We start from the raw sequence: 24,256 nt of genomic DNA on the forward strand, positions 1-24,256 counted from the left end.
ACAGCGGGTGCTCGGTGCCCTGCTCGCATCACGTCGGCAACGGCCACAGCCCGCACGAGATGAGCAGGTTGTCGCCGAGTGGAACGGCCTCATCATCGACGCATTCGTGACCGCGGCGTTGCATTTCGATGAGCCGAATTTGGTGAATGTTGCCGAGCGCACCGCCAATTACATTTGGCAGTCGCATCGCGTGGCGGGCCGGTTGCGTCACAGTTCTCGCGATGGCGTCGTCGGCGAGGCTCTCGGCACGGCCGGTGATCTCGGCGCGCTGGCGATTGGGATGCTCCGCCTCGCGGCCGTGCGCGGGGATGAAGTTTGGCTCGAGCGTGCCATTTCACTGCTTGAAGAAGCGGATGCGCATTTCGCCGCCCCGGGAGGCGGCTGGTTCGATGCGGCGGCCGATGCCGAAGCGCTCATTTACCGGCCGCGCGACGGCAGCGACAGTTTCTCGCCCTCCCCCACGAGCCTGCTGATCACCGCGAACCAGCTCGCTTCCCGGCTCGGGCACCGCGAGCGCCGAGGCATCGCGCACCGAGCCGAGCGGTCGCGCATCCAACGGCTGCTTGCGGGTCCCGAGCTTGCCGGCTGGGCGCTGCACGATGCCATCCTGCGCGCATCCGCCAGGCCGCCCGCTGAGACGGTCGTCACCGCGCCAACCAAAGCCGAGGCTTGGCCGCTCGCGGTCGCCGCCGCGAGGCAGGCTGAACCGGCCGAGCTGATTTTGATCGGCGACGCCACGGTCGACTCGGCCGCGTTCGGTGGGCTCTTCGAGGCCCGCACCGCGGTTGCCGAGCCGACCGCCTACGTGTGCCGTGCGGGGATTTGTGAACTACCGCGGGCTTCCTTCCGCGCCGAAGGTGGCGTAACGCCATGACCGAGGTGGCCGTTCGGGTTCGTGATCTGCGGGTACGCCGCGGCAAGACGCTCGTGTTCGACGGGATCGATCTTGCGGTGCCGCGCGGGCAGATCACCGGGATGCTCGGCCCATCCGGCTGCGGGAAGACCACGCTCATGCGGTCGATCGTCGGGGTGCAAAAGCTCGCGGGTGGCAGCGTCGAGGTGCTGGGGAAAGCCGCTGGTTCCCGTTCCCTACGGCACCGGGTTGCTTATGACACCCAGTCGAGTTCGGTGTATTCCGACCTCACGGTATGGACGAGGCGCTGCGCTGCGACCGGCTGCTGCTCATTAGAGCCGGGTCTATCATCGCCGACACCACACCCGCGGGGCTCCTCGAGTCAACCGGGACGACCGACCCGGAGTCGGCGTTCTTGGCGCTGCTGCGGGAGGGAACCAGCGGTGCCGATTCGGATGCGACTCGACCACCGCATCCACCCGGCCGACACGCAAAGCCGGGAGAAATCTAATGACTCCGCAACGCAGTTTGGCAACGGCAGGTCGGGTGCTGCGCCAGCTCAGCCACGATCCGCGGTCGATCGTACTCATGCTCGTGGCCCCGAGCCTGCTCGTTGGGCTATTCGCGTGGCTCTTTGACGAACAACCCCAAGTGTTTGCGAGCCTTGGTGGGCCGATTCTGGCGCTGTTTCCGTTCGTGGTGATGTTTCTGATCACCTCGATCACGACGCTGCGCGAACGTCGCTCGGGTACCCTCGAGCGGCTCATGACCACGCCGATCGCGAAGGCCGATTTCATTCTTGGCTACGCGATCGCCTTCGGGCTGATGGCGATGTTCCAGGCCGTGATCACCGTGACTTACGCCGTGCTCGTGTGCGGGCTCGAAGTCAGCGGCCCGGTATGGCTGCTCGGTGTGGTCGCGGTGGTGGATGCGCTACTCGGCAGTGCCCTGGGGTTGCTTGCGAGCGCATTCGCTCACACTGAATTTCAGGCGGTGCAGTTCATGCCCGTGATCGTATTCCCGCAGATCATTCTCGGCGGGCTCTTCATGCCGCGAGAGGACATGCCGGAGGTGCTCTACCAAATCTCGAAGTGGATGCCTTTGAGCTACGCGATCGACGCGATTAACGCCGTCACTTCGGGCGATCAGGGGTGGGATGTGTGGGGCCCGGTCCTGCTCATCTTCGCGATCATGCTCGCCGCGCTCGCCCTCGCGGCCCTGACGCTGCGTCGCCGCACGGCGTAGCTGCCCGAGCACCCATTGCCGCTGCGCGCATCCCCGGCCAGTAGTGCTACCCGGCCTACACGGAACTGCAATGGCAACCACGCCACCTCGTCGTTGCTGCCGAGCACCTATTGCTGCTGCGTGCATCCCCGGCCGGTAGTCCAACCCGGGCTACACAGAACTGCAATGGCAACCGCGCCGCCGCACAAAGCGAGCGGGCTGGGTGAACGTTTCCGTTCATCCAGCCCGCTCGCTATAGATATCTTGCTTAGACCTGGTGGCCGCGGTTCTTCAGGTATGCGAGCACGGTCGGGTCGCCGGTCATTCCGAGCCAGTCAAGCAGTTCGGTGGATGCTGAGGGTGCCGACGCGAGATATGGCCAGAGTTCCTTGTGCTCCTTCATCCAGTCGAGTTCACCTGCAGGAGTGTCCGGGTCGAGCGCCTTGCGCGCGGCGGCCGGGAGATCGACAGGTTCCTCGGTCTTGGGTGCTGCGGCAGAATCCCCGGTAGCAGCATCGGTTGCGGAGCCGGATGCTGCGGAGCCCGATGCATCCGAAGCCGAGGCTTTCGAACCGGCCACATCCGCGGCGTTGGATGCGGACGATGCGGATGCTGCAGCGTCCGACTCCGTGGCGGTTGCTTCCGAACGGGAGTGCTGTGGGTTCTTTTCCGACTCGCTACCGAAGGGACTGCGAGGTGACGCTGACTGCGCGGTTCCGTTGTCGACAGCCTTGGCTTCCGGCTGGTCGCTCTGTTGCTCAAACGGAGTCTGGCCAAAGGGAGACCTGCTCGGTTCCTGGCGTCCCTGGGTGGATGCATAACCACCGGTCGAGGACTCGCTCAAGGATGCATCCGAGGAAGGCTGCCCGCTGGAGAACTGGTCGCGCTGCTCACGGCCGACGCCGCCCACCGCATCCGTCGACTGGCCGTAACCCGACTGGCTCGGTGACTGGTGGTCGGCAGCAGCCTGGCCAGGAGCCTGCTGACCCGATCCCTGCGAGCCAGGGGTTTGCTGGCCAAACCCTGGCACAACACCAGTGGGCTGGTAGTGGCTCGGTTGGCCTGGGGCATCCTGGTTCTGCTGGCCCGATGCCTGCTGGCTCTGCGCCTGCTGGCCCGAAGCTTGCTGACCGAAACCGGCGCCTCCTCCAGTGGGCTGGTTGTAGCCGGGTTGAGCCGATGCATCCTGAGCTGGCTGCTGGCCAAAGCCCTGCTGTCCCGGCTGGCCTTGCTGACCCTGGCCCTGCTGCGCACCGAAGCCCTCGGACGAGGTCGACTGCTGAGAAGGCTGGCCCTGCTGACCGTACCCCGGCGCGAAGTTCTGTGGCTTGCCCGGCTGACCACCGTAGCCCGGCTGACCGCCAAAGCCTTGCTGACCCTGCTGGCCCTGCTGGCCACCGAAGCCCTGCTGACCGTAAGTCGGCTGCTGTCCGTGTGCCTGCTGGTTTGTGGCGCTCGATCCAAACTTGAGTGCGGTGCCGGTGCTTGCAAAGTGCTGACGAATCTCCTTCGGCAGCAGCAAGCCGAGCGCGATGACCAGGGGCAGCAAGAAGAGCGTCGCCGTCGGGTAAATCGCGGGCAGCACGGAAGCCGTGTCGTAACCGTCGAGCCGTTGCTCGACGAGCGCGAGGATCATCAGGATGAATCCAGCGATCGCCGCGCCGCCTACCATCGCGATCAACTGCGTTTGCGAGGCCTTGATCTGTGGTCCGCGGATCGACAAGTATGCGAGCACCGCTGCGGCGCCGATTGCCAGTGCAAGCACCAGCATCAGGATGGTGAGTACGAGTCGGCCGCCCTCGAGACTTGCCGATACGAAGCCGCCGAAGTCTTTCGGAATCAGGGCGTAAATCGCGATCACGATGAATGCGAAGGCACTCGCTGCGACGACGAGCAGTCCGAGGCCTGCGGCGCTGAACCAGCGCTGCGTCGGGTGGATCGGCTTGCGGTCTGCAATCGAGTGCGGAGCGATCGCGAGCCCACCGAGCGGCGCCGCAAAGACCAGCAGGTACGGAATGAACTGGAACGTCGCCGTGCTTTCAACGCCCAGCAGCGAGAAGCCCAGGCCGAAGGTACCGTCAAGGATGAGCGCTGCGGCAGCAACCATGCCGACGCCGAGAAGCACGAGGCGTCCCGGTTCCGAGCCGAGCGTAAACAGGGCGGCGGGGAAGATCACCACGGCGAGTACCAGTAGCAGTGCGCCGAGTACTCCAACGATCGGGGTGAACAGTTCGATCTGTCCCATCAGCATGAAGGAGCTGATGATCCATACGAGCAGACCAATCGCGACAAGCCCCGCGAAGGCGTACAGGAGGGATTTTCCAACCAAGGCCATGATTCGCCCCAGAGGCGACTGCAGACCGCCGATCGCGCGAAGTTCATAGTCGCGACCCTGCACGACCAGCACCGCACCGAGTAGCGCGATGCCTACACCGGCACCGAGGCCGAGGAAGACCAGGTCGCTATAGCGACCATCCGTCGCCTGGAACGCACCAATGATGTCGAGTACGGCGTAGACAACCGCGGTCACCAACAGCGGTGCCTGCGCACCCGAGCGGATGTAATAGGTCAGTTGCGGCGACAGCGGCAGCAACCCGAAGCGTGCGAGCAGTTGGAAGATCGCACCGAGTGCCGCGACGAGCACGGTGATCAGCGGGGCGACGGTAACCGCGGTGAGCGAGATGCCGTTGGCTCGATCCGGGTCAACGCCCCAGACCATCACGAGTGAAATCAGCAGCAGTACCGGTGCGCCAATGTCACGCACCCAGTCGAGCTTCGAACCCTTGACCGCCTGCGGCGCCTGCCGTTGCGGCTGTTGCGGTTGCTGTTGACCGAAGCCGGGCTGACCAAAGCCAGGCTGACCAAAGTTCTGCTGACCGGGGGCCTGCTGACCAGGTCCCTGCTGGTTGTACCCCGGCTGGTTGAATCCCGGTTGTCCGCCCTGATTCGGCTGCCCGAATTGGCCGGGCTGCTGACCGTACTGTCCCTGTTGGGAACCGTGCGCCGGCTGCTGGCCGAAGCCTTGGGACTGCTCAAACTGACGCTGCTGGCCGCCACCAAATTGGTTTGGTTCCTGGTTCCCCTGCTGCCAACCTGCGCCCTGCTGGCCAACTCCCTGCTGCGGCTGAGCCAACTGGCCCGAAGAAGACTGGCCCAGACCTGCGGAGCCCTGACCCGACGCATCCTGCCCCAATGCATCCTGGCCAAAGCCTGGCCGGTTAGGTTGCCCCTGCCCATACTGACCGGGTCGACCGGGCTGTTGGTCGCCCGATGGTGGGTTCCAGTTGCTGTCCGTCACTTGCAGACTCCTTCGCACGCGGAGCCGGGCTCCGCGGATTGTCATGGGTCGTGAAGGCGACGCAAAGTGGCCGGAGCGTCTCGACTGGCGAGTGTGGCCACGGTGATCGCCCCAACACCCGAGCCTACCGGCCCACTATTTATTTGCGGCGAACTGAGCACAAAGATCCTCATCCTGACTCCGAATATCCTTCGCGAGTCGGAGCATCCGCCTACCATTGGGAGGCATGAACGAAATCACGCCCCAGGAACTGCACGCACTCGGCACCGAAATCGACCTGATCGACGTCCGCGAGCCGAACGAAGTTGCTGAGGTCCGCGTCCCCTTCGCGAAGAGCATCCCCTTGAGCGAGTTGACCGACCGAATCGACGAAATCCCCGAAGGCGCGTACATCATGTGCCACGGCGGCGGGCGATCAGGTCGCACGGTGCAGCATCTTCAGCGCCTCGGCCGCACGGCCACGAACGTGGCTGGCGGCATCTCGGAATGGGAATCCGCAGGCCTGCCCGTGGAACGCGACTAGTTCTCCACAGTTCTCTCGCGCAGACTTAGCCGCCCGGGTTTTGCACAGGATGTTCGGGCCGGGTCGGTCATGTCGGTGGCAACACCTAGGCTGGATGCATGAGTGAAGCCGCGTTGTCGACCCTCCAGCGGGTCTGGGGTTACCCCGATTTCCGTGGCCCGCAGCGGCAGATCGTTGACACGGTAATTGCCGGGCAGGATGCGCTGGTACTGATGCCGACCGGCGGCGGAAAGTCGCTGTGTTATCAGGTTCCGTCGCTGGTTCGTCCCGGTACCGGCATCGTTATTTCACCGCTGATCGCGCTGATGCAGGACCAGGTCGCTGCGCTTGAGCAGCTCGGTGTGCGGGCCGCGTTTCTGAATTCGACGCTCGACCCCGATACGCGCCGCGCAGTTGAGTTGCAATATCAAGCGGGCGAACTGGACATGCTCTACCTCGCGCCGGAGCGCCTGCAGCAGTCGCTTGACCTGCTAAAACGCGGCAATATTTCGCTTTTTGCAATTGATGAGGCGCACTGTGTTTCGCAGTGGGGCCACGATTTCCGGCCCGACTATCTCGGGCTCGACATCATCCATCAAGAGTTCCCTGACGTCCCGCGGATTGCGCTGACAGCCACCGCAACCATCCAGACACGCGAGGAAATCGCATCCCGCCTGGGCCTGGAAGCCGCACCCAAATTCGTCTCGAGCTTTGACCGGCCGAATATTCAGTATCGAATCGTCCCTAAGAATCGCGCCCGGGATTCGCTGTTGCGCTTCATTCGCGCCGAGCACGACGGCGATGCCGGAATTGTCTACTGTCTATCCCGCAAATCGGTTGAGCAGACCGCGGAATTTTTGCGCGACCAGGGGTTGGATGCGCTCCCCTATCACGCGGGGCTCACCGCCGAGCAGCGGCAGTTCAACCAGAAGCGGTTCTTGCGCGACGAGGGCGTCGTGATGTGCGCGACCATCGCGTTCGGGATGGGCATTGACAAACCCGATGTGCGTTTTGTCGCCCACCTGGATCTGCCAAAGTCAGTCGAGGGGTACTACCAGGAGACGGGTCGCGCGGGCCGCGATGGCGAACCGGCCACAGCTTGGCTCGCCTACGGCCTGCAAGACGTCGTGCAGCAGCGGCGGATGATCGAGCAGGGCGAGGGAGATGCGTTCCGTCAGCGACAGCAGTCGCTGCACCTGGATGCGATGCTCGCCTTGTGTGAGACCGCCGGCTGTCGGCGACAGATGCTGCTCGCCTATTTCGGTGAGGATGCCGAGCCCTGCGGGAACTGCGATAACTGCCTGAATCCGCCGAAGACTTGGGACGGCACGGTGCAAGCGCAAAAGCTGCTTTCGACAATCGTGCGGCTCGACCGCGCGACGGGGCGAGCGTATGGCGCCGGGGCGTTGATCGACATTCTTTTGGGCAAGCGCACCGAGCGTTCTGCGGCGCAGGGGCACGACAAGGTCTCAACCTTTGGCATCGGCACCGAGCTCGAAGATGCGTCCTGGCGCACCGTGGTGCGGCAGTTGCTGGCGATGAACATCATCACGGCGGTTGGCGAATACGGTGTCATGCGGGTCACGCCGCGCGGAGCCGAAGTGCTTGCCGGTCGTGAGCAAGTCATGCTGCGTAAGGACGAGGCAGCCGCGGTGGCGCGCAGTTCGCGTCGGACTTCGACCGCAGCTGCAGTGTCGGAGTTGCAGCCGGGTCAGCGCGAGCGGTTTGATGCGTTACGCGAGTGGCGGCGTGATACTGCGCGGGATCAGTCGGTTCCAGCGTATGTCGTCTTCAATGACGCGACCCTGCGCGAGCTGGCCGTCGAACGACCGAGCACTTTGCGTGAGCTCGCTGGCATCTCGGGCGTTGGCCGAGCGAAGCTCGAACAGTATGGCGACGAGTTGCTCGCGGTTCTGGCAGATATTTAGCTCACTTCAGCACCTCGAAATCGAGTATCCATTCGAGAAATAAATTCCTCATAGGGGTTGCACTTTCGAAACTAATACCGGTAGAATATTCGAAGGAACAAGGCGCAGTCATTCGATAGAATGTTTGCACAGTGTCATGAGGAGGTGACCTTTCGTGTCCGATTCCAGCACAACGAGCGAGGCCCCTACTTTCGATGCGTCCGGCGACTTTTACGCGGAGCACAAGCATCGCCTCGAGACTGCCTCCTGCGACGGCACGGAAGATTCAGCCCGGCAACAGTCGCAGCTACTCCGCGATACATACGCAACGGCGCAGGGACTCCTCGGCCAAGCGGATGCGATCAAGCTCCGTGCCCTCGCCGCAGCGTATGAACTTGCCGATACGCTTGCCGACTCGCTCTCGCCGACCAGGGGCGCAGATTCGCCACTAACCGAGCGCATGCTTGAAGATCGTGACCGACGATTCGCCTGGCACTTACGGTCGCTCATGGGTGAGTTGAGTTTCATTGCTCGCGAAACTGACATCTCGCTGCGCAACCGCGCCTACGACGCCTACGAACTCGTCACGAACTACCCCGAATGGATCGATGCGATCGCTGCCGGAGAAGTTGAATTCCGGCACGCACGAGAGCTCCTCAAGAATGCCCGGGCCCTCGAGCGTAAAGACGCACTCGCCCTCTCAGAGCGAGGCCTGGAGTATGCCCGCGAGCACTCGGTTCGGGAGACGAGTCAGTTCCTCGAACAAGAGCTCGCCACGCTCGCGGCCGAAGATTTTGAAGAGGCATGCAAGCGCGAACGAGCGGAGCGCAGCGTGTACGTTAAGCCGGCTCGTCACGGCATGGCGTACCTCATTTCGTATCTTCCGATCGAGCAGGCAACCGCAATTGATGAGATTTTGACGCGCCAAGCACGAGCCCTTCGCGAGGACGCCGAGCGGGAGGCTGCCGAATGCGCCTCGGTCGACGGTTTCGTCGCCGATGACCGCACCACAGCGCAGATTCGCGCCGACGTATTTGCGGAGACGATGCTTACAGCCACGCCCACGAGCATTCTGGAGAGTGAAACCGCGGGCGCTTCTCGGATTACTGCCACCATCAACGTCACGGTGCCCGTGCTCTCGCTGATCAGCGGGCGCATCGACGGTAGTGACCCGGCGCTTTTGAACGGCACCGCACCAATGAGTTTCGAAGAAGCTCGACAGCTTGCGGCAACGGCACCGGCCCTGCAGCGGGTTCTGACAGATCCGATCACCGGGCACACGCTCTGTGTCGACCATTACCCGCCAGATGAAAGCCAGCGCCGCTTCCTCAGGGTTCGCGACGTCATATGTCGCTTCCCAGGTTGCTCGAGACCAGCCGCCGGTTCAGAAGTCGACCATACGATCCCATATTCCGAGGGCGGGCCGACAAGCATCAATAATCTCGCTCACCTCTGCAAAGCACATCATGTGCAAAAACATCACGCCGGTTGGGGTGTCAAGCAATTGGGGCGCGGAGTCCTCGAGTTCACAACACCACTCGGGTATCGCGCGACCACGAGCCCATCACCTACGGGACCACGGTTCCGCCCCACAGGCGAGCCCGCGAGTCCGTTCAACGACGCCAGCCCATTCAACGATGCCAGTCGAACCAGTCAACCCGACGGAACAAACCAGGCGAGCCGAGCCGACGAAAATCGTGGAGCCAGCGAAACCGACCAATCCCCTCGATCCAGCGAACCCGGCCGAACATGCGAACCCGCACCGTTCTGACGATCCGGTCTGTGGGCGGACCGGAGGTGAGACGACGTTACTTCTCCGGTGTCTGGTGGGTAGAAATACGCTTGTTCGCGGGCTACGCGATTAACGCGATGGTGCTCAACAACATGTAGACGCCGATAAGTGCGAGCAGTCCGCCCACCACGAGAAAAGACTTCTCGCGCGCGTGCTTGACGTTCTTAAACCAGTTGGATGCGGTGCTCCCGGCTTCGCTTCGGGAAGTCTCGCCGTCAGAAATATCGCCAGCCGCATCGCGACCCGCTTCGCCGATACCAGCACCGGCCGAGCCAGCACCGGCCGAGCCAGCACCGGCCGAGCCACCGCCGGCCGGGCCAGCACCAGCAGCGATCTCGCTCGCCCACTGCTGCTTATCTTCAAAGCCTCTCTCAATACCGTTCTCAGCCGGATAGTCCACCGATTTCGAATAACTCGGCGCCGCAACAGGAGCGCGCCGCGCCCTCAACAGGGCAAAGATCCCGAAGCCCAGCAAGAGCAACCCAACCAGCAGCAGGATTCCACCGATTCCGAGCACGACAATGTTGAGAATAAAAGCGAAGGTAAACACGAACTAGAGCTCCGAATCGGGCACGGTAAAGGTATTGCAGGCACTCGCACCGCCCTGATAACCGGCCATCAACCAGTTCGTACGCTGCTCACTCGTGCCGTGGGTAAAGCTTTCGGGCTGCACTTCCATCCCAGCCTGCTCTTGCAGATGGTCATCCCCAATAGCCTGGGCCGCCGAGATTGTGGTCTGAATCTGGGCGCGAGTCGGCTCCTGCATCAGCTGGTTGCCGTCAGCATCCACCGCCTGCGCCGCGCTCTGCATCCACGCCCCAGCAAAGCAGTCCGCCTGCAACTCAGTACGAACCGCACCTCCGGTTGCACCCTGATCCTGCGTATTGCTGCTCGAAAGAACGCCACTCAAATTCTGGATGTGGTGGCCCCACTCATGACCGAGCACATACATCTCCGCAAGCGGACCGCCCTCGGCACCGTACTGCCGCACGAGCACGTCAAAGAACGACGTATCGATGTAGATACTCTGATCCGCGGGGCAATAGAACGGCCCAATTGCATCCGTGGCATTACCGCAGCCGGTACTCGTGTGGCCCTCGAACAAATACACCATCGGGTTCACATAGTCATTGATGCCGAGCTCGGGAGCAGTCTGCGTCCAATACTGCTCGAGGGACACAGCGGCACCCTCCATCCGGCAGTCGGTCTGCTCATTCGCCTGGGCGCCCGTGCACGAAAAGTCTTCATCTGCATACGTACCGGATCCGGCCGAGCCGCCACCGAGCATCCCAGAGATATCCACGCCAAGAAACTGCGAGATAAGAAAGGCAACCACCACAAGCAGGATGCCACCGCCGCCAAGCGCGCCACCCTTGCCCAAACCGCCACGGCCGCCACCGCTGCCGCCCGAGCTCGACGAGCGACGACGGCGCACGTTACTCGAATCAAAGCGCGAGTTGTCGTTGAAGGTCATACCGCGATACTACTCACGCACTCGATAGCCAGGTGGATGAAACCGGGACCGATACGCAATCGCTTCGGTCCCGGCACACCAGTCTGCCAACCATCAGACTAGGCCTTCGGCTAGCGCTCGATCGGTCAGTCCGCAATCGAACAGCACACCTAACCAGCCTGCTTCGCAGCCTTCCGCTTCTGCCGATACACCACACGCTCATCAAGCGGCGCATTTCCGGAAGCTCGAAGCTCCTCGTAGTAGGCCGCAGCCTCCGTTTGCCGTTCCTGCTCGATGCCCGTGGCGATCTTGGCTCGTAGGTGCGCATCCGTATACCCGAATGCATCCACCAGCGACTGCGCGTGTGGACGCAATCGGGAGATCAGCCGCGAAATATAGGAAGTCACCAGCCGCGCACGCTTGGTCGTGAGCCTTCCCGAGATGAGATACCAGGACAGGTCACGTTCGATCAGAGTCAGCCCAAAGAGATCGCGCAGCCAGGTCAGGATGCGGTGGGTCTCGCTCTCGGGGCTGAAGTCCTCAAGTTTGCGCGTGAAGGCTTCCCACTGGATGAGCTCCCCGTACGCGTGCGAGGCATCAATGAGCCTGCTCTGCAGTGCATTGAACGCTGCTTCGCCGCGCCCCGCCTTGGCCGCACGATTGAGCGCCATCCCGATTTCGGCAATCTCGTCCTGAACTCGAGCGGCGAGCAGCGCGTGCTGATTCTCGGGTTCGCGCAGCCAACCAACCGACCGCGCGCTCGACCCAAGGTCGCGAGCGATGCTGCCAAGCCGAGCCAAGCCGATCTCGTGGAACGCCTTGGTCGCAGCCTGAGTGACGAACAGTCGCGCCGCTTCACGCGCATCCGCGCCCTTGAACTTTGCCGCGTAGTCCTCCAGCAGTCGCTTGCCGACGAGCTGCAGCAGCACGGTGTTGTCGCCCTCAAAGGTCGTATAGACGTCGAGATCGTGGCGCAGCAGCGTGAGTCGGTTATCGGCCATGAAGCCCGCGCCGCCACACGCTTCACGCGCGACCTGCAGGGTGTCCATCCCCTGCCAGGTTGTCGTCGGCTTGAGTGCGGCCGCGAGGGTTTCGAGATCAGCGCGACGGTCCGGGGTGTCACCGGCACCAGAGAACACCGCGTCAAATTCCCGCAGGAATTCATCATGTGAGAAGGCGGCGGCGTAGACCGTCGCGAGCCGCGGGATCAACCGCTGCTGGTGGCGACCGTAGTCGAGCAGCACGGTCTCTTCGCCCTTGCCCGAGTTATCGAACTGTCGACGCTGATTACCGTAGGTCACGGCAATCGCGAGCGCCGCCTGCTGCGCAACCACGGCCGAGCCGTCCAGGGAAACCCGCCCCTGCACGAGCGTGCCGAGCATCACGAAGAAGCGCCGTCCCGGAGATTCGATCGGCGAAGAATAGGCGCCATCCGCGGCTACGTCGCCGTAGCGGTTGAGCAGGTTCGTGCGCGGAATCCGCACGTCCGAGAAATGCAGTCGACCGTTATCGACACCGTTCAGGCCACCCTTGACCCCGTCGTCCTCGCCACCGACGCCGGGCAGGAAGTTGCCCTCGGCATCCCTAATCTCGATATAGAAAGCATGGACCCCGTGGTTCATGCCCTTGGTGATGAGCTGGGCAAAGAGTACGGCCGCCGTCGCATCGCGACCGGCGTTGCCGAGATACTCCTTCCACGCGGCACGGAAGGGCGTATTGATCACGAACTCTTCGGTCTCGGGGTCGTAGGTCGCGGTCGTCCCGATCGAGGAGACATCCGAACCGTGACCGATCTCAGTCATCGCAAACGCGCCCGGCACGGACACATCCATTGCGCCCGGCAGCCAGCGTTCGTGGTGCTCTTCGGTACCGAGGTGCATGATCGCCGCACCAAAAAGCCCGAACTGGACGCCCGACTTAATCTGCAGGCTCGGGTCGGCGAGGAAGATCTCCTCGAATGCGGCAATATTGCCGCCGGGGTTCTCGCCACCACCAAAGCGCTTCGGGAATGCGAGGCTCGGGGTGCCACGCTCGGCGAGCAGTTTGACCTGTGCGAGTACGCGGTCGCGATGTTCCGCAAGGCTCAGGCTGTCGTCACGCCAGAATGCGGGGTCAGCGGCAATATCACGGGCACGTTGCCGCTCGGCAGGCCAGCTTCCGAGCAGGGCGCGGTGGACCTCATCGACATCGATTCTGGTTGACTCGGAGGATTCAGCGGCTTCGAGATCCGAATCGTCGAGCTGATCTTCAACGATTTCGGCGAGTTGGTCAGTCACGGAGGTGCTCCAATCAATAAAGCGCGTCATTGCAAGACAGCGAGCGGGCATTTCCGCCCGCAATTTCGCTCTCATATCAGGCTACGACCGCGTCTCACGCAGCAAAAAAAGAGTCTCGTAACGGACACAATTGCGGCCCGTCACGAGACTCTCGACTTATGGGCATTCTACAAATACGAGAACGAAAAGTTATTCGACTCGCACAGTTAGGATGCTCAACTCCCCCTGAGTGCGTCCTTCAGCTTCACCTTCGGCCCGGTTCGCAGCACCGAGTTCTCGTAGATTCGGCCGGCCACCCAGAGCGCGCCAACCACGGTCACCAGCAAAATCGCGAGCGCAAGGAATGGTTCCCACCACGCCACACCGGCACTGAACATCCGCACCGGCAAGGCAACCGGTGAGGAGAACGGAATGTAGCTCAGCCAGGTCATGACCGCTTCATTCTGATTCGCGAACACAATCAAGAAATAGGGAATCATCACCAGCATGCTCAGCGGCGAGGTGACGCTCGCGACATCCTCGGGGCGCGAAACGGTGGCCGAAAGCGCCGCGTAGAGCGAGGCAAAGAGGATGAAGCCAACAATGAACAGCACCACGAACCAGATCATCGAAGGCCCAAGCAGATCGAGCATCCCGGTCTGCCCGGTGATCGCGAAACACGCCAGCGCAACAATGACAATCGCGGCGACCTCCCCGACCGCAAGAACTGTGCCGCCGATGATCTTGCCGGCGAGCACCGTGGTCGGCTTCACTGTGGACAGCAACAGCTCCACAATGCGCGAGGCTTTCTCCTCAATCACGGTCTGGGCAATGCGCTGGCTGAACATCATGATCGACAAGAAATAGATCAGTGCGAATACCGTCGACAGTAGGAAGAGCGTCATGAATTCCTGCGAACCGCCGGCCTCCAGGAAGCCTTGCCCGGGGGCGATCGTGAGTAGATTCACGACCGAGTTGGGAACTGCCTCCTCACCGATGAGCACGAAGGGCAACTGCCCGTAATCGGTAGTGTCAAGTGCCGAGCCCTCGGCGTCGAAGAGTCCGTCGAGCGCGGCTGCTTCCGGCCCCGAAACTAACGCAACCTGCGCTTGTCCGTCGCGCACCGCATCCAATGCGGCTTCGGCAGATGCGGCCGACTCGAACGTGATGCCCGAGTCTTCCGATGCATCGGCTATTTGGCTCACGTCGATCGTCGAAGCCACCACCGTGTCGTCCTCCGCGACCACCATCGCTTCCATGAACCGGCCGATAAACCCCTGCGCGAGGATGCCGACCGCAATGACCACGAGCATAATGATGAAGCTCCAGACGAACGCCTTCGAGCGCACGGTCGTGCTCACCTCACGCTGCGCGATCAGGCGGATGCCCTGGGCCCGACTGAGCGGTCGGGCGAGGGTCTGGGGTCTGGCTTGGCTATTCTGCTCGGGCACTAGCGGATCTCCTTAAAGATGGTGGAGAGGCGAACAAGCTCGTGGTTGAAGCGGCGGACCGGGCCTCGGGAGACAGCCTCCTGGAGAATTGCCTGCCCGCGCGCATCAATATCGGCACCATCACTGTCGCCCGCAAAACCAGCTGACCCATCATCTCCAGCACCACGAGCTATGCGGAAGATCAAGTCCTCGCCTTCGCGTCCGACCTCGGTGACGCCGTCCTGCGCGAGAATCCATGCATCGTCGTCGACAGAGATTCGGAACAGGCCCTGCGAATGCTGCTCCTGCAGCGAGCGTCGGGAGCCGGTGGCCTTGATTTCGCCTTCGGAGATGATCACGAGTTCGTCGCTGAGCCGCTCGACCACGTCGAGCTGGTGCGAGGAGAAGAGGACCGGCACGCCGCGGGCCGCTTGCTCTTGCAGCACACTGAGCACGACATCCACCGCGATTGGGTCGAGGCCCGAGAAGGGTTCGTCGAGGATGAGGAACTCGGGTTCGTGAACGAGCGATACGCAGATCTGGGCGCGCTGCTGGTTGCCGAGTGAGAGCGCCTCGACGTTTTCATTCGCGCGCTCGGCGAGGTTCACTCGTTCGAGCAGTTCATCGGCGCGTTTGGCGGCGGTGGCGCCGTCGACACCGTGCAGCTTCGCGAAGTAGATGATCTGCTCGCGCACCTTCATTTTCGGGTAGAGCCCACGCTCCTCCGGCATATAACCGAAGCGGGTGCGATCGGTGTCCGAGATCGGCTTCCCTTGAAACAGCACTTCACCCTTAGTCGGGCGAATGAGACCCAGAATTGACCGCATCGTGGTGGTCTTGCCGGCACCGTTCGCGCCAACAAAGCCGGTGAGGTGGCCACTGGTCACCGAAAAGGTGACGTCTCGGAGCACTTGCCGTTCGCCGTACCAGTGGCTGATTCCTTTAACCTCAAGCAAACGGCTCTCCCCAATTCCTGTTGTATGCGCGCAGCAGTAACAAAATTTCGCTCGACGGTAGCACGGCGAAATAGCGGAAGATTGGATCCGGGCAACCGATAGACTACTAAGGATTGCCTTATGAGAAATATCAGCACCCGCCTCCTCATCGCCTGCGCCGCCATCGGTGTCGCCGGTGGTGTGCTGTTCACCGCGCACGCGTGGGTGGGCGGCCTGACCGTCAACACCATCCCGTTTCTGTACGGCGTCACGATGGGCCTTTACTTCTTGCCCGGGGTGCTCGCGCAGGCACTTTTCCATCGCGGCGGGGTGGCGCTGCTCACCGCGGCGCTGTCGGGTTTGGTGGCAAGCCCCTTCCAGCCGATCGGTTTCATGGCCTTCCTCATAGGTGTGGTGATCGGCCTCGTGCAGGAACTGCCGTTCCTAATCGCGCGCTATCGCGTGTGGAAGCCCTGGCTCTTTATGGTCAGCGGCCTAATCTGCGGCCTCATCACGATGGGTGCAGCCTTCGGCATCCTCGGGAGCCACAATTTCAACCTCCTCGGCACGATCCTCGTGGTCGTCACCTTCTTCATTTCGCCGCCCATTTTCACCGTGCTTGGGCTGTGGCTCGCGAAGGCCCTCGATGGCGCGGGCGTCGCGCGTGGGCTGCGGGCGGATGAGCGGCTGGCGAACAATAACCGGCAGGGCAATTGACCGCGGAACTCCTTGAGGTCGACGCGCTAAGCATCACGCATCGGGATGCGCCGCGGCCGACTCCCGAAGGGGTCTCGTTTTCGGTTCGTCCAGGCGAGGCACTGCTTATTCTTGGACCGTCCGGATGCGGGAAATCAACGCTCTCGCTCGCGCTGAACGGACTTGTTCCCAAGGATGTGTGGGCGGATGTATCGGGCCGCGTGACGCTTTCGGGTCACGATCTTGCGGACCTTGAGATGGCACAGACGAGCCAGTATGCCGCGATGGTTTTCCAGGATCCGGATGCGCAGATGGTGGCCGCGACCGTGTTCGACGAGGTCGCATTCGGCCCCGAAAATCTCTGCGTACCGGCGGATGAAATCGAGCGCCGCGTCACGAATGCGCTGCACGAGGTAGGTCTGTGGGATCGGCGAGAGGATGCGCCAGAGTTACTCTCCGGCGGGGGTCGCCAGCGGCTGGCGATCGCGGCCGCACTCGCACAAGGCGCGCCGCTGATTGTTCTTGACGAGCCCACCGCAAACTTGGACCCGCACGGTGCCCGCGAAGTGTACGAGGTGCTCGCGAAGTTGCTTGCCGGTGGCAAGGTCGGCATCGTGCTGATCGAGCACAACCTCGATGAGGCGCTGCGCATCGCCACTTCGGTGCTCGTGCTTGATCGCGAAGGGCGCCCTGCGTTTTCCGGCAGCCCGCGCGAGGTCCTCGTGGAACACCGCACCGAACTCGCCAAACTCGGGGTCTGGCTCCCCCTTGCCACCGCAGTAGGCGAGCAGCTTCGCCACGCCGGTTGGCACATCCCCGAACTGCCGTTGACGATCACGGAACTGCGCACGCAGCTGATCGAGACGCCGAGTCCTGCAGCTGATCCTCCCGCGGCTGACACTGGTGACGCTGCCACGCCCGCGCCGAACACCGGCGGACTTGCTGTCGTACGCGATCCGGCCGAGCCTATCCTCATGGCCCGGTACCTCAGCATCCGGCGCGGTCGACGCGAGATCCTGAAGGACGTTTCGGTTGAGATTCCGCCGGGTGCGTTCGTCGCCGTCGTGGGCCCGAATGGCGCGGGTAAGACCACGCTGCTGCAGGCGCTCGCCGGAATCGAAACACCTCCGCGAGGCACTGTTTCCACCGATGGCCGGGATATTTCTCGGCTCAAGGTCCGTGAGCTGCGTGACCGGATTGGCTATGTTTTTCAGAATCCCGAGCACCAGTTCCTCGCCCACAGCGTGCGCGATGAGCTCTCCCTCGAATTGCGCACGCAGCGATTCAGCGAGGAGGCGATTACGCAACGCGTCGAGCACGCCCTCACCCAGTTTGGCCTTGCCGAGTTCGCAGATGCGCATCCCTTCCTACTTTCGGGCGGGCAGAAGCGTCGGCTCTCGGTGGCGACCGCGCTCGTCTCGGGCGCGCCGGTGCTGATTCTTGATGAGCCGACCTTTGGGCAGGATCAGGCCCGCGCGGCCGAGCTGATCGACATGCTTTCGGAGCTGAATTCCGCAGGTGCGACCGTGGTCATGGCCACCCACGATCTGCAGCTAGCGGCCGAAGTCACCGACCGGCTGTTGGTCTTCGTGGACGGTAAGGTCACGGCGTACGGGCCAACTGCCGAAGTGCTCGCGAGCAACGCACTCGAGACCGCCGGGCTCGGTCTGCCGCCGCTGGCGACCGCCTTCCGCGGTTTGGATGCGCATCCCGCACTTTCCGGAATCACTCGCTTTCGTGATCTCCCCGGCGCACCTGCGGTTGGCTCGCCCGTGCATCGATTGGGTGGGCTGATCGATGAGTGAGCGTGAACCCGCCGAAGACTATGCCCCGACCCGGAGCCTTTCGACTGCTGATGCGGCGATGCTCGCAGAACAGGACTCTCGCCGTGCAAGCCTAGCCGCGGGTAAGGCCGGTCCACTCTCACGCAAGCGGAAACCCACCTTGCGAGACCGACGCTCCGGCGCGCGGCTCGACCGCCCGACAATTGCGGAAGCCGATAGCCTCGGGCTGCCGTTTTTACACCGCATCCACCCGCTCGCGAAGCTCTTCGCGGCGCTGATTCCGATGATTGGCGTGTTCTTCGTGGGTGGCGTGTGGATCCCGGCGGGGCTCGCTTTGCTCTCGATTGTGCTGCTGCTGATCGGTTCGTCGCTGCGTTGGAGTGTGCGGCTGGCGCTTGTGCTGGGGTTCCCGCTGCTGACGCTGGTGCTGTCAATCACGCTTGGAATCTGGATTGAGCCGAGCCTTGTGGCCGACACTCCGGCACTCTTTTCAATCGGCAATTGGACGTTCCATCAGGGCGCTTGGCTCGCAGGCTTGGAAACGGCCTGCCGCATTGTTGCGATCGTGGCGCTTTCGATGCTGAGCGGTTCGACGACCTCCGGCGGCGACTTCGTGCGAGCGCTCGTGCAACAACTGCGCGTACCCTACCGGTTTGGTTACGCCGGGCTCGCGGCGCTGCGCTTCGTGCCACGTTTTCGACTGGAGCTGCGCATCATCAAGCAGGCGCATCGCGCGCGCGGCATCTCTTTCGGGCGCGGACCAATCGGCTGGCTGCGACGCCAGCTTTCCTCGCTCGTGCCGCTACTCGCGGCGGCACTTCGGCACGCGGATCGCGTTGCCCTGTCAATGGATGCGCGCGGTTTCGGCTTCCGCGAGACCCGCACCGAGCGTCACCTGCTGCGAGTTCTGCCCCGCGATTGGGCGTTCCTGCTGCTGGTGCTGTTGCTCGCCTCGGCGATCTTCGCGTCCGGGTTCGCCCTCGGCCTCGGGTAAGGCGGTCGCGGCCGGCTTGCCAGCCCGCCCGCTCGTCGCTCCGTTCGCTCTTTCTCTTCCACTAACTCGTCACTCGATGCAGTCCAACCCGCCAAAAACAGCATCCATCGACGAGTCTCCAGAACCCCTCCCCCAACTCGTCACTCGATGTAGCTGGCCCGCGATACGGCGACGTTTATCGACGAGTTTGCGGGAGTGCCGAGCGCAGACTCGTCACTCGATGCTCCCCAACCCACGAAAAACAGCATCCATCGACGAGTTTGCGGAGGGGGCGATGCTCGGGCACTGACGGATGTGCATCGGAACTGCCGAAACGCAAAGTGGGCCGCTCGGAAGAGCGACCCACTATGCGTGATTAGCCGGATGTGCCAGCAGACATCACTTCCGACTACTCGTCAGCGGATGCATCCGTCACGTTGCCCTTGCGTCGTACGAAGAAGAGCACCAGGCCTGCAGCGATCAGTACGCCACCGGCGATGAGGATCCAGGTGAGGCCCTCGGCGCCGGTCTGTGCGAGGCCGCCCTTGTCGTCGGCGTTGGGCTTGCCGTCATGAGACTTGCCGTCTTCAGCTGCGTCGTCACCCGTGTCGGAACCGTTGCCACCAGCGGTTGCGGTGCCGTTGTCGTCGCCCGAAGCCGAGTCATCACCCGAAGCCGAGTCGTCGCCGTTAGCGTCATCCCCAGCATTCGCTTCGTCGTCATCCTCAACTACGCAGTCAAGCGGCGCGGTGCGAAGGGCTGCCGGGGTCTCGCCATCGGCGAACCACCAGGCGGGGCGCTGACCGTCAACGCAGTACTCGGCAGGCGAGGTCGCGAAGCCCTCGTTGTTGAGGTTCGGCATCGAAGCCGGACGGTCAATGTGCACGATCTCCGGTTCCGAAGTGCCGTTGAATGTCAGCTGCGCGAGGCGGCCGTTGTAGCCGTCGTCAGCCTCAACCCACAGCACGCCGAGTACCGAGTCGTAGTCGAGACCCATTGCGCCACCGATCTTCGGGTCGAGATCGGCGATCTGCACCGCAGAGCCATCCTCGTTCAACACGTAGGCGTAGACGTGACCATTGTCTTCCAAGGCGACGAAGAAAACTCCGCCGGCTGCCGCATCCGGGTAAACCGAAGCGTCGAAGGGCGAGCCGGTGTTCGCATCCACAATCGCACCTTCAACTACCGAGTTTGGCACCCACTCGATGGCCTCGATGCCCATGTTTGCAGAGACAGACGGCAGCGATTCTGTGAGGTCCCATTCAGAATCAGCAACGATGTCGGGCCCTGCCTTTGTCGGGTCAACCGCGAGCACGGTGTTGAAGTTCACGCCCTTGGCGGAGTTGTCCCGCTCGACCGCGAGGTAGACGATGCCGGAGCCGTCGAGCGTGATGCCTTCAGCGTCGGGACCAGCGGCCGAAGCATCCGCCGCATCCTTCTGGAAGCGCACGCGCTTGCCGTCTTCCCAACCCTCGGCGAACGAAACCGAACCGTCCAACGCGGCGTCGAGCTTCCAAATCATGCCGGTGCCGTTGTCGACGGCCCAGAGCGATCCGTCGTGGAAGTCGAGCCCCGAGGAGTCCTCAAGGAACATGGCCTCGGGGTCGAGCACAGTCACTTCGTCCGCGCCGGTCCAGGCTTCGACGGCCGGGATGCCGGGGCACGAGTTGAGTGCGCCGGGGGTCGCCGCCGAGGTGGCCGCGAAGTTGCCGGTTGCGCTCGGGCAACGGCCCCAGGTGTGCTCGGCGTGGCCCGACCAGCTGGTTTCCTCAACGATGTTTTCACCCTCGAAGATGCGCACCGAGTCGTTGCCTCCGAGCCCGAAACCAAATTCGCTCTCGGTGATCACGAGGTACTCACCCGCAGCGATCGAGGTGCCCGCGGGGATTTCGTAGGAGTGCGAGTCGTCGTTGTCGCGGATCACGAGGCCCGAAACGTCAAGCGCCTCCTCGAGGCGGGGGTTGTAGAGCTCGATCCAGTCGTCGCCGCCATCGGCGTCCGAGGACTCGACCTCGTTCAGTACGACGGGGTTGCCGCAGGCGTTCAGCTGTCCCTTGGTCGAAACCTCGGTGTCAACGAATTCGCCGGTGCCGTCGGGGCAGCGCGAGAGTGTGCCAGCTGCGTGCGCGTCGTAGACGTGCTCGTCAACGGTCTGTCCGGCAGCGTCACGCACGGTCGCGGTGTCACCGTTGCCGAGGCCAAAGTCGAAGTCGCGCAGCTCTTCAAACACGAACAGCGCGCCCGGCTCCAGAATGGTGCCCTGCTCGAGCGGGGTCACGTCGTTCGCGTGGCCGATCGGGTCGTTGTCCATCACGGTCCAGCCCGAAATGTCGACCGGGGTGTCGCCGATGTTGATGATCTCGACCCAGTCACCCGGGGTGCCACCGTTCGATTCGATCTCGTTGATCGCCACCGCAGGCGTCACGCACTCATTGGCGGCGCCAGGGGTCGGATGTGCAAGGGCAAATTCGCCGGTGGCATCCGGGCAGCGGCCGAGCGTCGCGAGCGCGGCGTCGCCGTCAATTGCGGCGTGCTCAGTCCACGAGTGCTCCTGAATGAGCGTGCCCTCAGCGTCGTACACGCGGATCGAGTCGCCCGAACCAATACCGATCGCAGCCTCGAAGGTGTTCTCGTCCCAGCCCTGAGTCTGGTCGTTGTAGATCAGGCCCATCGTCGAGGCCTCAACAAGCAGATATTCGCCCGCTTGGATGCTCGACCCGGCCGGGAAGCGCCAGCGGTGGTCATCAGCGTTATCGCGGATTTCGTAGCCAGAGATGTCGAGCGCCTCGCCACCCGGGTTGAAGAACTCAAGCCAGTCGGCCGGACCCGAGTCGATCTCGTTGAGCACGAGCGCTGCTTCCGCGGTCTCGAGCGGGTCGCAGTTGTTTGCCGCGCCGAGGGTGAGCTCAGTCGCGTGCTGCCACGTGCCGATGCCGTCGGGGCAGCGAGCGAAAATCATCGTTGGCGAGGTGTTCTCGTAGGCCATTGCCTCGACAACGTTCCCCGATGCATCCTTCAGGCGAACCTGGTCGCCCTTGCCGAGCCCGAAGGTGAAATCGACGTCGTCGCCGGTCATGACGAAGTACTCGCCGGGCGCGAGCTCCGTGCCGGCGGGGATGTCGCCCTCGCCCGGGCGGTCCTTGTCGTCGTGCAGGCTCCAGCCGCCGATCGCGACGGATGCGCTGCCAGCGTTGTAGAGCTCGACGGCGTCTGGCGAGCCCGAGAACGCGTCGTCGTAGTTGACCTCGTTGATGACGATGCCGGTGAAGTTGTTCATCGTGCCCTTCGAGGGCACCGCCGTTTCGACGAACTCGCCTGCCGAGTTCAGGCCGTAAGTGGTGGATGCGTGGCCCGGGTAGGTCTGTTCGGTCACCAGCGTCGTCCCGTCGGGCGCGAACAGGCGGACCGAGTCGCCGTTGCCGAGACCGAAGTCGAAGTGGCCCTCGCTGCCGTTCAGTTCGTCCAGCACGAGGTAGCCGCCCGCGGCCACCGTCGTGCCCGCCGGAATTACGTATTGGTGATCGTCGTCATCGTCCTTGACGATGTAGCCGGACAAGTCGACCGACTCCGCACTCTGGTTGTAGAACTCGATCCAGTCGCCCGGGATACCGCCCGATGACTCGATTTCGTTGATTACGATGTTGCCCTCGACTGGCGCGGCCATGGCAAGCGAGGGTGCCGTCATGATGACGGATCCACCGATTGCCAATGCCGCGACGGCCGAGATACCTCGCCCTACTGCGCGCACTTCTGCTCCCTTAGTTCAAGTGTTGAGAACACGCTGCGTTCCCAAAAACACAACTTGGACAGCTAAGTGAACTTCGACGAGCGACTGGTTGCGGCAAGGTAAACGAGTGGGCAACCCGGGATGAAATCACGCTAGATCATGCCCGTAAGTTCCGCTATCTGCTCGCCGAAGAGCATGCATCCAAACACGATCATGAGGGTTCCCGAGACAGTCCCGACGCGGGTCGCCCAGCCGGGCTTCGCCTTCAGCAGGGAGCGCGCGAGGAGCGCGATGACCGTGTACACGATCGCGCTATTGAGCAGGTGGATGCTCCCGAGCGTCAGCATCTGCAGGGATGCGGCGGCACCTTCCGCGGCAACAAACTGGGGTAGCAATGCCATCAGCAGCAGGATGCCCTTGGGGTTGATGCCGCTTACTCCGGCGCCGCGGAAGAACTGCGCAATGTTCCCGGTGCCGAGGTCGCGATCACTCGCGGAAATCTCGGTCGTGCGCGATCGGAGCGTACCGATGCCGAGCCACACGAGGTAGAGCGCTCCCGCAAACGTCAGCGCCGAAAGCACCATTGGAAACTCTGTGACGAGCGCGCCGACTCCGAACGCCACTGCCACAATTACGACGACGTAGCCCGCGAGAATACCGGTGATCGACGGCACGATCGAGCGTGCCCGCACTCCCGCAGCGATCGAGTAGGCCCAGTCGGCACCCGGCGTGAGCGTGAGCAGCAGGCCGATGCCCCAGAATTGCGCGACCAATGCTGCGTCCATCTGAGCCCTCCCTAATCCTGCCGAATGCCCGAGCGGTCAGTGATTCTTTACGACTCAGCAGACGGCACTCTTACGATTACGGGAGATCCTACGAAGTATCTTGCGAAATGTGCTTCGATCATTGGCGAGACATGCGGACAAGGCTGGGAGAATTTTTCACATGGATGCGATAGACCGAAAAATTCTTTCATTACTTCAGGAGGATGGTCGCCTGAGCATGACCGACCTCGCCGCACGCATCGGTGTGAGCCTGTCGACCTGCCACCGCCGAGTGCGCGAACTCGAGACCTCCGGCGCGATCGAGAAGTATCGCGCCGTGGTCTCCCCAGCAGCGCTCGGCCTCACTTTCGAGGCGATCGTCTTCATCACTCTCGCCCGCACCGACACCGAGACGGTCACCGCCTTCGAGACCGCGGCCATCAGCATCCCGAATGTCGTCGAGGCCGAGCGACTCTTTGGCGAACCCGACTTCGTACTGCGCGTGCTCGCGCACGACCTCGAGTCCTATCAGGAGCTCTACGACGGAACGCTCGGGAGCCTACCCGGCGTGCAGCGCATGGTGTCGACGCTCGTGATGAAGCGCCTCCACGACGACCGAGTCATCCCGATCTAACCCGACCTATCCTGCCCCAGCAGACCCAC

The 24,256-nt window shown here is 63.0% G+C and carries 18 protein-coding genes and 1 pseudogene; 11 read left to right on the forward strand and 8 right to left on the reverse strand.

Annotation, left to right across the window (positions count from 1 at the left end; translation table 11 throughout):
- The first annotated feature begins 7 nt into the window (after positions 1–7).
- The 4 genes and pseudogenes from F8O05_RS10165 to F8O05_RS10175 all read left to right on the forward strand — a co-directional run bounded on the left by F8O05_RS10165 (position 8) and on the right by F8O05_RS10175 (position 2,098).
- Positions 8–874, forward strand: a complete 867-nt coding sequence (locus F8O05_RS10165) for a thioredoxin domain-containing protein (RefSeq protein ID WP_158052638.1) — start codon at positions 8–10, stop codon at positions 872–874.
- A 101-nt stretch (positions 875–975) separates the two neighbouring features.
- A pseudogene (locus F8O05_RS15295) lies at positions 976–1,098 on the forward strand (ATP-binding cassette domain-containing protein); the annotation flags it as partial.
- Positions 1,099–1,148: 50 nt separating this feature from the next.
- Complete coding sequence (locus F8O05_RS15300; protein ID WP_192497145.1) at positions 1,149–1,364, forward strand: hypothetical protein; 216 nt, start codon at positions 1,149–1,151, stop codon at positions 1,362–1,364.
- Positions 1,364–2,098, forward strand: a complete 735-nt coding sequence (locus F8O05_RS10175) for an ABC transporter permease (RefSeq protein ID WP_158052640.1) — start codon at positions 1,364–1,366, stop codon at positions 2,096–2,098. The genes F8O05_RS15300 and F8O05_RS10175 overlap by 1 nt, the downstream gene beginning before the upstream one ends.
- Before the next feature lie 247 nt (positions 2,099–2,345).
- Here the strand turns inward: F8O05_RS10175 and F8O05_RS10180 are convergent, their stop codons facing one another.
- A complete protein-coding gene (locus F8O05_RS10180) occupies positions 2,346–5,375 on the reverse strand; it encodes a DUF7937 domain-containing protein (RefSeq protein ID WP_158052641.1) in 3,030 nt (1,009 codons plus the stop codon).
- Positions 5,376–5,601: 226 nt separating this feature from the next.
- Here F8O05_RS10180 and F8O05_RS10185 point away from each other — a divergent pair, with 226 nt between their 5' ends.
- The 3 genes from F8O05_RS10185 (at position 5,602) to F8O05_RS10195 (ending at position 9,555) form a co-directional block, all read left to right on the forward strand.
- Entirely contained in the window at positions 5,602–5,898 is a 297-nt protein-coding gene (locus tag F8O05_RS10185) for a rhodanese-like domain-containing protein (protein ID WP_158052642.1), read from the forward strand.
- Positions 5,899–5,996: 98 nt separating this feature from the next.
- On the forward strand, positions 5,997–7,805 hold the full coding sequence (gene recQ / locus F8O05_RS10190) for a DNA helicase RecQ (RefSeq protein WP_158052643.1): 1,809 nt from the start codon (positions 5,997–5,999) through the stop codon (positions 7,803–7,805).
- Between the two features lie 154 nt (positions 7,806–7,959).
- Positions 7,960–9,555: an HNH endonuclease signature motif containing protein gene (locus F8O05_RS10195; protein ID WP_158052644.1), complete on the forward strand. Its 1,596-nt coding sequence runs from the start codon at positions 7,960–7,962 to the stop codon at positions 9,553–9,555.
- Positions 9,556–9,637: 82 nt separating this feature from the next.
- On the opposite strand, the gene F8O05_RS14810 is transcribed toward F8O05_RS10195, so the two are convergent.
- The 5 genes from F8O05_RS14810 to F8O05_RS10220 form a co-directional block, all read right to left on the reverse strand.
- Positions 9,638–10,126: a hypothetical protein gene (locus tag F8O05_RS14810; RefSeq protein WP_192497129.1), complete on the reverse strand. Its 489-nt coding sequence runs from the start codon at positions 10,124–10,126 to the stop codon at positions 9,638–9,640.
- 3 nt (positions 10,127–10,129) lie between these two features.
- A complete protein-coding gene (gene ypfJ / locus F8O05_RS10205) occupies positions 10,130–11,050 on the reverse strand; it encodes a KPN_02809 family neutral zinc metallopeptidase (RefSeq protein ID WP_158052645.1) in 921 nt (306 codons plus the stop codon).
- Between the two features lie 149 nt (positions 11,051–11,199).
- Positions 11,200–13,335, reverse strand: a complete 2,136-nt coding sequence (locus tag F8O05_RS10210) for an acyl-CoA dehydrogenase family protein (RefSeq protein ID WP_158052646.1) — start codon at positions 13,333–13,335, stop codon at positions 11,200–11,202.
- A gap of 185 nt (positions 13,336–13,520) precedes the next feature.
- Positions 13,521–14,735 carry an ABC transporter permease gene (locus tag F8O05_RS10215; protein ID WP_158052647.1) on the reverse strand — a complete coding sequence of 405 codons (1,215 nt, stop codon included), beginning with the start codon at positions 14,733–14,735 and terminating at the stop codon, positions 13,521–13,523.
- Entirely contained in the window at positions 14,735–15,670 is a 936-nt protein-coding gene (locus tag F8O05_RS10220) for an ABC transporter ATP-binding protein (protein WP_158052648.1), read from the reverse strand. The genes F8O05_RS10215 and F8O05_RS10220 overlap by 1 nt, the downstream gene beginning before the upstream one ends.
- A gap of 120 nt (positions 15,671–15,790) precedes the next feature.
- Between F8O05_RS10220 and F8O05_RS10225 the strand changes: the two genes are divergently transcribed.
- From F8O05_RS10225 to F8O05_RS10235, 3 genes are read left to right on the forward strand one after another with little or no spacing between them, the layout of a single operon-like run.
- Positions 15,791–16,366 carry an ECF transporter S component gene (locus F8O05_RS10225; RefSeq protein WP_158052649.1) on the forward strand — a complete coding sequence of 192 codons (576 nt, stop codon included), beginning with the start codon at positions 15,791–15,793 and terminating at the stop codon, positions 16,364–16,366.
- On the forward strand, positions 16,363–18,150 hold the full coding sequence (locus F8O05_RS10230; protein WP_158052650.1) for an ABC transporter ATP-binding protein: 1,788 nt from the start codon (positions 16,363–16,365) through the stop codon (positions 18,148–18,150). The genes F8O05_RS10225 and F8O05_RS10230 overlap by 4 nt, the downstream gene beginning before the upstream one ends.
- Entirely contained in the window at positions 18,143–19,123 is a 981-nt protein-coding gene (locus tag F8O05_RS10235; RefSeq protein WP_158052651.1) for an energy-coupling factor transporter transmembrane component T family protein, read from the forward strand. Before F8O05_RS10230 ends, F8O05_RS10235 begins: the two co-directional genes overlap by 8 nt.
- A gap of 388 nt (positions 19,124–19,511) precedes the next feature.
- On the opposite strand, the gene F8O05_RS10240 is transcribed toward F8O05_RS10235, so the two are convergent.
- Together F8O05_RS10240 and F8O05_RS10245 are read right to left on the reverse strand one after the other, a co-directional pair.
- A complete protein-coding gene (locus tag F8O05_RS10240) occupies positions 19,512–22,850 on the reverse strand; it encodes a lamin tail domain-containing protein (RefSeq protein WP_158052652.1) in 3,339 nt (1,112 codons plus the stop codon).
- Between the two features lie 131 nt (positions 22,851–22,981).
- Positions 22,982–23,614 carry a LysE family translocator gene (locus F8O05_RS10245; RefSeq protein ID WP_158052653.1) on the reverse strand — a complete coding sequence of 211 codons (633 nt, stop codon included), beginning with the start codon at positions 23,612–23,614 and terminating at the stop codon, positions 22,982–22,984.
- A 160-nt stretch (positions 23,615–23,774) separates the two neighbouring features.
- Here F8O05_RS10245 and F8O05_RS10250 point away from each other — a divergent pair, with 160 nt between their 5' ends.
- Positions 23,775–24,227: an Lrp/AsnC family transcriptional regulator gene (locus F8O05_RS10250; protein ID WP_158052654.1), complete on the forward strand. Its 453-nt coding sequence runs from the start codon at positions 23,775–23,777 to the stop codon at positions 24,225–24,227.
- Positions 24,228–24,256: the final 29 nt, after the last annotated feature.

This window comes from Gulosibacter chungangensis, from assembly GCF_008831155.1.
In the GTDB taxonomy this organism is placed as follows: Bacteria; Actinomycetota; Actinomycetes; order Actinomycetales; family Microbacteriaceae; genus Gulosibacter; species Gulosibacter chungangensis.